Origin of the sequence: Pseudomonas sp. RC3H12 (genome assembly GCF_018596375.1) — a bacterium.
In the GTDB taxonomy this organism is placed as follows: domain Bacteria; phylum Pseudomonadota; class Gammaproteobacteria; order Pseudomonadales; family Pseudomonadaceae; genus Aquipseudomonas.
In genome coordinates, this window is sequence record NZ_CP075595.1 from 3604417 (window position 1) to 3616162 (window position 11746).

Annotated in this window: 7 protein-coding genes; 5 read left to right on the top strand and 2 right to left on the bottom strand. The window is 63.2% G+C overall.

Annotation, left to right across the window (positions count from 1 at the left end; genetic code table 11):
* The first annotated feature begins 55 nt into the window (after positions 1 to 55).
* Genes aauS through KHO27_RS16395 form a run of 3 tightly spaced genes read left to right on the top strand, consistent with a single transcriptional unit; the run spans position 56 to position 3648 of the window.
* The gene (gene aauS, locus KHO27_RS16385) at positions 56 to 1960 is read left to right on the top strand and encodes a two-component sensor histidine kinase AauS (protein ID WP_110701947.1); all 1905 of its coding nucleotides are present in this window, start codon (positions 56 to 58) and stop codon (positions 1958 to 1960) included.
* Positions 1957 to 3285: a two-component response regulator AauR gene (gene aauR / locus KHO27_RS16390; RefSeq protein ID WP_110701945.1), complete on the top strand. Its 1329-nt coding sequence runs from the start codon at positions 1957 to 1959 to the stop codon at positions 3283 to 3285. The genes aauS and aauR overlap by 4 nt, the downstream gene beginning before the upstream one ends.
* Positions 3286 to 3312: 27 nt before the next feature.
* Positions 3313 to 3648 (top strand): GlpM family protein, encoded by a 336-nt coding sequence (locus tag KHO27_RS16395; protein ID WP_110701943.1) that lies wholly within the window; start codon positions 3313 to 3315, stop codon positions 3646 to 3648.
* 17 nt (positions 3649 to 3665) lie between these two features.
* On the opposite strand, the gene KHO27_RS16400 is transcribed toward KHO27_RS16395, so the two are convergent.
* On the bottom strand, positions 3666 to 4658 hold the full coding sequence (locus KHO27_RS16400) for an alpha/beta fold hydrolase (RefSeq protein WP_214500490.1): 993 nt from the start codon (positions 4656 to 4658) through the stop codon (positions 3666 to 3668).
* 197 nt (positions 4659 to 4855) lie between these two features.
* Between KHO27_RS16400 and KHO27_RS16405 the strand changes: the two genes are divergently transcribed.
* Both KHO27_RS16405 and metR read left to right on the top strand, forming a co-directional pair.
* Positions 4856 to 10246, top strand: a complete 5391-nt coding sequence (locus tag KHO27_RS16405; RefSeq protein ID WP_146603134.1) for a dermonecrotic toxin domain-containing protein — start codon at positions 4856 to 4858, stop codon at positions 10244 to 10246.
* Positions 10247 to 10363: 117 nt separating this feature from the next.
* Positions 10364 to 11281 carry a transcriptional regulator MetR gene (gene metR / locus KHO27_RS16410; RefSeq protein WP_110701935.1) on the top strand — a complete coding sequence of 306 codons (918 nt, stop codon included), beginning with the start codon at positions 10364 to 10366 and terminating at the stop codon, positions 11279 to 11281.
* On the opposite strand, the gene KHO27_RS16415 is transcribed toward metR, so the two are convergent.
* Positions 11265 to 11678: an NUDIX hydrolase gene (locus KHO27_RS16415; protein WP_214500491.1), complete on the bottom strand. Its 414-nt coding sequence runs from the start codon at positions 11676 to 11678 to the stop codon at positions 11265 to 11267. The two genes, metR and KHO27_RS16415, sit on opposite strands and share 17 nt — an antisense overlap.
* Between the last annotated feature and the right edge of the window lie 68 nt (positions 11679 to 11746).

Sequence of the window (11746 nt, forward strand, 5' to 3'; positions counted from 1 at the left end):
ACGCTGCCCGGCCACCTGCCGGGCAGCGGAAGCTGGTCGTGACAAGGCCACTGTGATGAAATGCGACCCTTCGCTCCTTCGCCCCGCCCAGCCCACCGTGAAAACCCGCCTGATTCGCCAATTGCTCGTCCCCCCCCTGGTCATCCTGTTAATGGTCGGTTTAGGGATGGCTGGCTTCCTGATCAGCGAAAGCAACGGTATCCGCACGCTCAGTGAGAACGGCGAGCGCCAGCTGGAGCTGCATGCGCGCACCGTCGAAAGCGAAATAAGCAAGTACACCTACCTGCCCAGCCTGCTCGAGCTGGAAGACAGTGTCTCGCGCCTGCTCACCGACCCCGACGCCGGTGACCGCCAGGCCGTCAACGAATACCTCGAAGGTCTGAACCGGCGCAGTCGCAGCCGGGCGATCTTCGTCCTCGATACCAATGGCCGGGTCCAGGCCACCAGCAACTGGCGCGACGCCGACTCCTTCCTCGGCGAGGACCTGGCGTTCCGCGCCTACTTCCAGGTCGCCGTGCGCGGCGAACCCGGGCGGTTCTACGGTATCGGCAGCACCACCGGCGAGGCCGGCTACTACCTGGCCCACGGCCTGGAAGAACACGGCAAGATCATCGGCGTGGCCGTGATCAAGGTGCGCCTCGACACCCTCGAGGAGCGCTGGCAGCGTGCCCGCCTGGAGGCTTTTGTCAGCGACGAGAACGGCATCATCATCCTTTCCAGCGACCCGTCCCGGCGCTTGAAATCGGTGCGCCCGCTTAACCCACAGATCAAGGAGCGCCTGGCGCGCAGCCTGCAGTACTACTGGTGGCCGCTCAACGAGCTGCAGCCGCTGGCCCGGGAAACCCTCGCCGATGGCGTGGAGAAGCTGACCTTTCCGGCCAACAGCGAGACCGAGCACGGCAAGCAGCGCGACGTCTCCTACCTGGCCCAGACCCGCCGCCTGGCCGACACGCCCTGGCACTTCACCCTGCTCACCCCCCTGCAGGACCTGCGCCGCGAGTCGATGGTGCAGGGCATCCTGGTCGGGGTGGCCTTCGCCCTGCTGGCGATCCTGGCCATCGCCTGGAATGAGCGACGCAAGGTGATCGCCACCCGCCTGGCGGCCCGCGAGGCACTGGAAGAGGCCAACAGCCAGCTGGAGCGCAAGATCACCGAGCGCACTGCCGACCTGCGCGCCAGCAACGAACGCCTCAAGGGCCAGATCCGTGAGCGCCGCCATGCCGAACAGACCTTGCGCCACGCCCAGGACGAACTGGTCCAGGCCGGCAAGCTGGCGGCCATCGGCCAGATGTCCACCAGCATCGCCCACGAACTCAACCAGCCGCTGGCGGCGTTGCGCACCCTGTCCGGCAACACGGTACGCTTCCTCGAACGCGGCGCGCTGGAAACCGCCAGCGCCAACCTGCGCACCATGAACGACCTGATCGATCGCATGGGCCGCATCACCGCGAGCCTGCGCTCGTTCGCCCGACGCGGCGACGACAGCGGCCAGGCCTCGCTGGAGAAGGCTGTGGAAGCCACGTTGCAAGTGCTGGCCAACCGTATCAGTGCCTGCCACCTGCAACTGCACCGGCAGTTCGACGACCCGCTGCTGGCCATCGACCAGACCCGACTGGAACAGATCCTGGTCAACCTGATCGGCAACGCGCTCGACGCCATGGCCACCCAGCCCGTGCCGCAACTGTGGCTGGAAGGCGAAGTCCAGGGCGACAAGTACCGCCTGCGGGTGCTCGACAATGGCCACGGTATCGACGCCGAGGCGCGCAAGCACCTGTTCGAACCCTTCTTCACCACCAAACCCGGCGAGCATGGCCTGGGCCTGGGCCTGACCTTGTCGGCAAGCCTTGCCACCGCGGCCAAGGGTACACTGAGCGTCGAACACCCCAGCGGTGGCGGCACTGCTTTCGTCCTTGCCCTGCCCCTGGTCACGCCCCCTAGCGAATTGGCTGAGCCTCTATGAATCAAGCACCTCTCACCGTCCTGATCGTCGAAGACGACCCGCACGTGCTGCTCGGCTGCCAGCAGGCGCTGGCCTTGGAAGATATCGCCTGTGAAGGCGTCGGCAGCGCCGAGCAGGCCCTCGAGCGCATCGGCGACGACTTCGCCGGCATCGTCGTCAGCGATATCCGCCTGCCGGGCATCGATGGCCTGGAGCTGCTAAACCGCCTCAAGGCCCGCGACCGCAGCCTGCCGGTGGTGCTGATCACAGGCCACGGCGATATCGACATGGCAGTCGGCGCCATGCGCAACGGCGCCTACGATTTCATGGAAAAGCCCTTCTCGCCGGAGCGCCTGGTCGATGTGGTGCGCCGCGCCCTGGAGCAACGCGGGTTGTCCCGCGAGGTGTTCGCGCTGCGCCGCCAGCTGGCCGAACAGAGCAGCCTGGAAGGCCGCATCATCGGCCGCTCGCCGGCCATGGAACATCTGCGCGAGCTGATCGCCAACGTCGGCGATACCTCGGCCAACGTGCTGATCGAAGGTGAAACCGGCACCGGCAAGGAGCTGGTCGCCCGCTGCCTGCACGATTTCAGCCGACGCCAGGGCCAACCCTTCGTGGCGTTGAACTGCGGTGGCCTGCCGGAGAACCTGTTCGAAAGCGAGATCTTCGGCCACGAAGCCAACGCCTTCACCGGCGCGGGCAAGCGCCGCATCGGCAAGATCGAGCACGCCAACGGCGGCACGCTGTTCCTCGACGAGGTCGAGAGCATGCCGATCAACCTGCAGATCAAGCTGCTGCGCGTGCTGCAGGAGCGCACCCTGGAGCGCCTGGGCTCGAACCAGAGCATCCCGGTGGACTGCCGGGTGATCGCCGCAACCAAGGCCGACCTCGCCACCCTGGGCCAGAGCGGCCAGTTCCGCAGCGACCTGTACTACCGCCTTAACGTGGTCACCCTCGAGCTGCCACCGCTGCGCGAGCGTCGCGAAGACATCCTGCAGCTGTTCGAACACTTCCTGCAGCAGTCGGCATTGCGCTTCGACCGCGAGGCGCCGACGCTCGACAGCCAGACCCTGTCGCAGCTCATGGCCCATGACTGGCCAGGCAACGTGCGCGAGTTGCGCAACGTCGCCGAGCGCCATGCCCTGGGCCTGCCCGCGTTCAAGAAGGGCACCAGTGCTGGCGCCAGCCAGGGGCTTGGCTTCGCCGAAGCGGTAGAGGCATTCGAGCGCAACCTGCTCAGCGATGCTCTGCAACGCACAGGCGGCAACCTCAGCCAGGCCAGCCAGGAGCTGGGCATGGCCAAGACCACGCTGTTCGACAAAGTGAAGAAATACGGCCTCGGCTGACCTGCAACCCGAACCTGGAAAGACAACTTGGACTTGGTATTCAAAGCGGGCCTTGGCGCCGGCGTGGTGGTGCTCCTGGCGATTCTGTCGAAAACCCGCAACTACTACATCGCCGGGCTGGTGCCGCTGTTCCCCACCTTCGCCCTGATTGCCCACTACATCGTCGGCAAGGGCCGCTCACTGGAGGACCTGAAGACCACCATCCTGTTCGGGATGTGGTCGATCATTCCCTATTTCGTGTACCTGGCCACCTTGTACCTGCTGGTCGAGCGCATGCGCCTGGAGACCTCGCTGGCCCTGGCCACGGTGGCCTGGCTGGTGGCGGCCACCGTGCTGGTGACCCTGTGGGTGCGGATGCACTGAAGCCATCGTGATTCGCTCTAAAGCCCGGCGATATGCGTATCCTGCCGGTTCGACTGCAGGTAAGGCAGTACCGCCCCCAGCAGCGGCGCCTTGAACGGCTCCTGGAACCGGTGCGCCAGCCCCGGAATCAGCCGCAACTGGCTACCCTGGATGTGCGCCGCCAGATGCACCCCATGCATCACCGGCAACAACGGGTCGGCCGTTCCATGCACCACCAACGTCGGCACCCGCAGTTGGTTGAGCAACTCGACCCTGCTGGGTTCGGCGAGGATCGCCATGATCTGGCGTTTCACACCCTCCGGATTGAACGCCCGGTCATAGGACAAGGCGGCCTGCTCGATCAGGGCAGCGCGGTCATCATGGACCTCGGGGCTGCCTAACGCCGCCAGCAAGTCGGCTTGCTGCTCGATGGCCACCTCACGACTCGGTGCACTGCGCCGCGCCAGCAGTTGCACCAGTGCCGGGGCCGGGGCAGGCAGACCGACGGCGCCTGAACTGGACATCACCAGTGTCAGGCTGCGTACCCGCTGCGGCGCCATCGCGGCTATATGCTGGGCGATCATGCCGCCCATGCTCACCCCCAGCACGTGAAACTGGCGAACCTCGAGCGCATCCATGAGGCGTACGCCATCATTGGCCATGTCCGTCAGGCTGTAGGGTGCCGAAACCGGCAACCCCAGCTTGTAGCGCAGCAGTTCGAGGGTCAGGTTCGCCGAAGCCGGCATTTGGTTCCAGCGCGACAGGCCGACATCGCGGTTGTCGTAGCGGATCACCCGAAAGCCCTGGCGACACAAGGCCTCGACCACATCATCCGGCCAGTGGATCAATTGCCCGCCCAGGCCCATCACCAACAAGAGCACAGGATCACGGGGCGCACCGACACTCTGGTAGACCAGGCCCAACTCACCCAGCTCGGCCCGTTGCACAGGCACATGGACGTCACAGCGGCTCTCGGCAAAGCTCGCCGGCACGCTGACCATTAAAAAGAAGAAAAATAAAAACGCCCGCATGAAAGAAACACCAGAATGCAGATCCCCAATTGAGCACGAGTCTGATGAATCTCCTGCCAGCGCGCTGCCACAAAACAGTGACAGTTTGATGAATCTTGCCGAATGGCCGGATTCGATAATTAACTACGACCCAGCAATCGCCCCCCTTTCCTTCAATGGCGTTGCCGTATCCGGCAATTCTCAAGAAGGATCGACTGATGCACAAGCTGACACGCCCCCTCCCTCCGTTTGCCCTTACGCCCCTACCACTGGATGCCATACCGCCGGATGTCCCGGTTGTTCATCAGGCACGTAAAGCGTGCGAAGAGCAGCGACGGATATTCGATACGCTGCTGCTCCAGGCGCCCGGCGTTCGCCAGGTCATTGGCACTTGGTTGAAAGAAACGCTGTCCATCGCCCCCGGGCAAGTCGACCTGGTGCTTGAAACGGCGCAGCAGCCACAACGTATAGATCTCGTCGCGTTGACTGCCTGGGCCCAACATCACGCCACACATCCCATGATTGACCTATGCGCACGCATCACGGGCAACCCTGGAGCGCCACTCCAGTCGCCGAGCAAATTGCTGGAACTTCTGGCCGCCCTGAATCTCCCCAGCCTCGTTCGGCAGTGCTGGAGCCGCTATTGGGAGGAACGCGCGCCGGGAACGCCGATGAGTCGGAAGGAACAGGCTCGCACCCAGTACCGGCGCCATTTCGAGGCCACCGTCGATATAGCGTTCGCCAGTGATCCCGCAGCGTTGGCGCTACGTCCAGTGCTAGGTGTCATGGACAATCCAGAGTCGCAGCGGAGCGATCATCGCCAACTGTTTATCGAAACACCCACCTGCGAGCCAGGCACGCTGATCTTCAGTATCGAAGGCGAATCGACGCTGACCCTCTACTCCCCCGGCAGCAGCGAAACCCTCAGTTATCACCTGTCACGCCAGGCTCTGGAGTCCAAGCTCGGGCAAACCACCTACACCCCAGTGGACTCAATCGAAAAAGGTTTCGACACCCTCTTCGAAAGCCTGGAGAGCAGCTTGCTGGCAACGCTCGACCACGATCCCGGTGAAAGCCTTGGCAACGCAGTGACAGCATTGGCGCTGGCTGATCAACTGTATAGCGACTGGCGCCATCCAACGGTTTTCGCCATGCCGTTTGCCCTTGAGTCCGCTGAGGACGACGCCCCCTCCGGCCACTCACTGTTCGAGCTGTCTCCCTTTGGCATGGAGGCACCCTGGTCGAGGCGCGTGCAATTGGTCGCTCTACAACTGAAAAAGCTGGCACAGCTTTCCCAGCAAGACCTTGAGGAATATCAACGACAACAAGGTATTCTGCACAAGGCGCGTGAGGCCGCCCAGACCCAGATAGAAACCATCCTGGCCTCGGCGAAATGGCACTCCGACGCCCGCCCGGTCACAGCCCCACCCGCTTTGTTGACGGCTCACGGCCAAGCCCTGCTGGCCCATGCCCGAATGAAACGGTTGCTGGGCGAACTGGCGCCTGGCGTGCTCGCATTGGTTGAATCGCTGTTCAACTCGAATGACGACGGCGCGCTGACCGCTTCACCTGTATTGCGCTCGGCCCCAAGTAAGCCGGCAGGCAGCCCTCGCGAACAGGTGCTGCACGATGGAGTTGTCATCGCCAGGCGCACGCTCCTGAACACTCCCGATACCCGCCAACCCTTCGCCATTTACTGGCTTGGGGGGCACGGAGGGCTGTTGCAGTGTGACGACCAGGCCGTACTCGCTCGTTATCTGTTCCAACATGGCACAGAGCTGTCGCTTCGCTTCGAGCCTATCGTCGGCGACAGCCTTGCCTACGCACTCGACACGCAACTGACGCATGCGCGCCAAGCCTGGCAGACACTGCAGAACGAGAAAGGGCTCGACGCCGCGGCTGCTGAACTACCGCAGGCAAGACAGACCCTGGGCCTACACCTGCAGGTGCCCTGGCTGGGCACGCGGGAGGCGGCGCTCTCCCACCTGAAAGATGAGCAACAGCTTACAAGCAGGTTAGGCAGCTCACCCAGCGCCTTCGCCAAGATGACCGAAGAGGTGCGCACCTCTTTCAAGACCATGGCCAATGACTACTTGGCAGCCTTGCGCGACAGCCAGGCGCTGATGGATCGCGATCTGCCGGAACGCACGGCGTTCTGCCAGAAATGGGTGTCGAAAACCCTGATACAGGATTTCGATGGTTTCGACGGTGGCCGGATTCTTCTGCAACTCCCGCTTTCGACAAGCTGGCGCAATCATCCGGTCGTAGGCAGTGGCGCTCCAGGAACGCCAACCCGGCCAGTGCTGACCGCAAGCCGGGAGACCGAGGAGGTCACGCTTGAGAGCCTACTGTTGCAAAACATCGACAGCACCCTGCTCGAACGCCTGAGTTTCGCCAAACCCAAGCGAGCCGACGGGCAGCCGCCAGGGCAGGCCATCGAGAAAGGCCTCGATCGCGCCTACTTGCACGACCTGGCACGCCGCCTGGACCTTGCCGGGCGCTACGAATCGGCGCTCCATACCGTCTTCAGCGACCCCACCGAGTCAGAATATGCCCATGCCTATCGCCGAGAATGCCTGATAGCTCCTCATCGTTTGATGCTGAAGTTGCAAAACCTGCTGTATCACCAACGAGGGGACTTGGATAGCGTCGGCCACGCGATCCTTTGCGTGGCAATTGATGCCGACAGCCGATCGGCCTTCCAGGCCGACGGCCATGACATCCAACTGTTGCCCGCCCAGTTGACGGCTGGCGGCAAGGATACCGACGAGCAACCCACGACACTGTCGGGGGTGACATTCATCGAGGACCGAGCCAGCAAGGTCACCTTGCTCTATTGTCCCGATCACCCGACCCACGGGCTGCGCCAGTACGACAGTCTCGAGCAGGCGCGGCTGGCGCTGTTCGATGAGCGCGACGACTACCTCGTCAGCCGGGCACTGAGCGGAAACCCTGGCGCCCATCGCACACGGCTGCGCGAAGCGCGCGCTCGCCATTTCGACCGCATGATAGGTGTAGGTACCGCCTGGCCCATTACCACCTCACTGGCCGCCCACCTGCTCGAAGCCCACCGAGGGCGCCTGGTGATGGAACATCGCGCGACGTCGCGCGCCAACCTGGACCTGTTTTTCGAGCATTTGGCCGGGCAGAGCGCTGGCGTGCTGATAGGGTTCAAGATCGCCCTGGGGGCGATCCCGTTCCTGGGGCTGCCGATCAGCGCCTACGACGCATTCGTCAGCGCCAGCGAAGTAGTGGGGGCTTTTTCCAAGGGCTCGCCCGGTGACGTCCTGCAAGCCATCAACGACTTGATTGTCTCGCTGATCGATGTCGCGATGGACTTACTTGGAGGAGGTATCGGCATCAATGTCGCGCTCCTGCGCCGAGCCGACAGGATGCGTCGCGCCCATGGTCTGGGCCAAGGGACCATCCGCCTGCGTCAGGACTCATCGCCCCAGCGCAGCCTCGACCGCTTCACCGGGCTGGAGTATCAGCTCCCCCTATCGCTGGAGGGACTGCAACCGGCCAAGCACGGCAAGTACCGAGGCATCTACCGGCACGCCGAAGGGCACTTCATTCTGGTCGGCAACCAACCCTACAAAGTGAGCTGGGACTCGACAGCACGCACTTGGCAGCTGGATGGCAACACCCGCCACAAGTGGAAACGCGCCATCGCGCAAGACGAGCACGGCGAGTGGGATACGCACTTCGCGCTCTATGGCGTGCACCGCCAGGGTGCGGGCGTCGGTGGTGGTCAAGCTCTTGGCCGCGTTGCCGATACGCTCGAACCACTCTGGCCCGCGGTGATACGCGAACGCTTGCCACGCTGGTGGCGCGACCACGCCTATCGCCAGCACAACCGCTTGCGCGACAGCATTACCCGCGACATGCAGTTACTGCAACCTCGTGCCAACGAGCTCAATCAACAGATGAAGCGCGCTCTGGAACAACAGGGAAAGCTTGACCCATCACTGAAGGCTTCGCTGAAAAGCACCATCGCCGACGCAGAGCGCATTCACCGTGATTGTGAGGCATTCCAGCAGGTTTCCGCCGGGCGTATTCGCAAAAGGGCGAAGGATCAGGCGAACGACCTGGCCATACTTATTTGCAATGGTCATCAACGCCTCAGCGGCGAAGCCCGCACCCAACTCACTCTCGTGATGGATGAAATAGAGAGTCTCAAACTACGTCTTCATCAAAAATCCACCGAACTCTCGCCGGGCCTGGACGACAGGCAGTTCCAGGTCATCTTCGAGCAATTGTCCAACCTGAGGGCCAGGATGAATAAGGCCCGACAAAATGCACTGGCGGCTGTGGATGATATCCGCGAACAAGTCGCCCACCTACGTTCCTGGCGCAAGCAAGTACAGCAGATTGGCGAACATAAGGACTTGTTCAAAACCATCGACAGCACCTTGAGCGTTTTCAGCGACCCCGTTTTGAACTTCATGGCTATCGGCCAACTGACTGCGCTGCTGCTCAAACCGGGCCAGGCGATGAGCGGCGCCAGCATCCGCCTGCAATTCCAAATGAAAGAACCGCGAACAACACTGGACCGCGCACTGTATGCCTTACACCAGCTGGGCGAAACAAAAGCCTCGGCCACACAACGTGCCACCATCATCACAGCGTCGCTACAGCATTCCGAACGTTTTCGTCATCAGTTGAAATACTGGCTCGGCAGCTACGCAACGTACCTCGACCCCGCTGCCGCGCAGCGCCTGGAGTCGTCACTGACAGCTTATGAAGCGCATTTCAAAGGGCTGCTGCTCAATAAAACCAAGCCCGCAGCGCTGGCCAGCAAGAAGGGCACCCGCCAGCCCCGCGTATTCGAAACCATCGACAACCGCCTGCTGGTCGGTGAGCCAGACCAGCATAGCCCCAACGTGTACCGCATCACCGGGGTCAACGGGCGAACCGAGATCTATCACCAGGATCGCTCGGGAAAATTCACCCTGACCAACCCGGACACCGGCCCCAGCGTTGGCCCTACGGTATCCCTGAAGGAGCTGCGTGCCGAGGCCAGGCGTCAACTGGACGAACTGCAAGCGTATCGAGGCAAGGTGCAGCAGTACGCCAATCAAGGCATGGACGGTACCAGTCTTGACGATCTCATGCAGTTCAAGGCTAACGATCTGGAAAACCTCGCCTCACGAATCGCCGAGCAGGCAAACGACGACAGCCTGGTACAGCAGTTGCGCGACATGGCACAGGCGTCGACGCGGCATGGCAAGGCACTGCGCGTCGACTACATCATCGGTACACGCCACCCCAATAGCGCACACCTTGATTATCTGCACGACGCAGGCCTGGTCCGGATCGAGAAGGAGGGCGGATTGGTGGAGCTGCGACAGACCAGCGATGGCCGCAGGGACTTCCTGCAGGAATTCGTGGTACTCGATACCCGTGAAACCTCGCCGCGTCCACTGTGGTATGCCCACTTCCATTTCAACAAGGCCAATCCCTCCTTCGACGATTTCGTCAAGGCGCACTTGAAGACCGTCCCTCAACGGCGCCTTGGGCGGGAATGGCAGGACAGCCACGTCGAGCAGATCTGGCGCGGTGAACTGACGCGGGTCATCGCTCGCAAGCACTTCACGGCATTGTTCTGATCGACCGCGAGGGGCCCGGCCCAGGCCCCTCGCGCCATACATCGACAGACACCATCAACATGAGGGAAACTCAACATTTCTGAGCAGTCTGCGCCCGAATATCGTTGGAGTTTCACCGTGCTGGAAATACGTCACTTGAAAACCCTTCACGCCCTGCGCGAAGCTGACAGTCTGGTGGAGGCCGCTGAACGGTTGCACCTGACGCAATCGGCGCTCTCCCACCAGTTCAAGGAACTGGAGGAACGCCTCGGCCTGCCCCTGTTCGCGCGCAAGACCAAGCCGATCCGCTTCACCAGCGCCGGCCTGCGCCTGCTGCAACTGGCCGACGCCACCCTGCCCCTGCTACGTGGCGCCGAGCGTGATATCGCCCGCCTGGCCGGCGGCACCGCCGGGCGCCTGCACATGGCCATCGAGTGCCACAGCTGCTTCCAGTGGCTGATGCCGACCATCGACCAGTTCCGCGACGCCTGGCCGGAAGTGGAGCTGGACCTGGCCTCGGGCTTTGCTTTCGCCCCGTTGCCGGCCCTGGCTCGTGGCGACCTCGACCTGGTGGTGACGTCCGATCCGGTGGACCTGGCCGGCATCACCTACGTGCCATTGTTCACCTACGAAGCCATGCTCGCCGTGGCCAACCAGCACCCGTTGGCCGGCAAGCCATACATCGTGCCCGAGGACCTGCTCGACCAGACCCTGATCACCTACCCGGTGGAACGCGACCGCCTGGACATCTTCACCCGCTTCCTGGAGCCGGCCGACATCGAGCCGGCCGCGGTGCGCACCTCGGAGCTGACGGTGATGATGATGCAACTGGTGGCCAGCGGTCGTGGCGTATGCGGCATGCCGCACTGGGCCCTGCACGAATACAGCTCGCGGGGTTATGTGAAGGGCAAGCGACTGGGCGACAAAGGGTTGTTCGCCACCCTTTATGCGGCGGTGCGCACCGACATGCTCGATGCGCCGTACATGCGCGACTTCCTGCTGACCGCCAAGGACACCTCGTTCGCCACCCTCGACGGGGTCAGCGCGGTGCGTTGAAGCCTGCGCGCCACAGCGGCAGGATCAGGTCGCGGGTCAGCGGCGCCAGGTTCAGCGTGTTCGCCTGGTCTAGGGCCAGCCAGATGACCTCTTCGATTTCCGCCGCCGGAGCCACCGCCTCGCGGCACTCGACACGGAACAGTTCGGCCTGGACCTCGAAGCCCGGCTCGTTGGCGGCCGGGGCGCTGAAGCGGCCCAGGTGGATGGCCTGGGCGGGATCGACATGCAACCCCAGTTCCTCGTGCAGCTCACGCACCAGCGCCTGCGCCGGCGACTCGCCCGGGTCGATCTTGCCACCCGGCTGCATGAAGGCCAGGGTGTCGCGCTTGCGTACCAGCAGCGTCCGCCCTTGGGGGTCGATGAGCAGGGCGGCGGCGATTCGGATGGTCTTGGGCATGCTGGACACTCGGTTTACTGAGGTTGCGCAGGATACCTGACAGGGCCCTGTCGCGGGGCAAGTCGCAG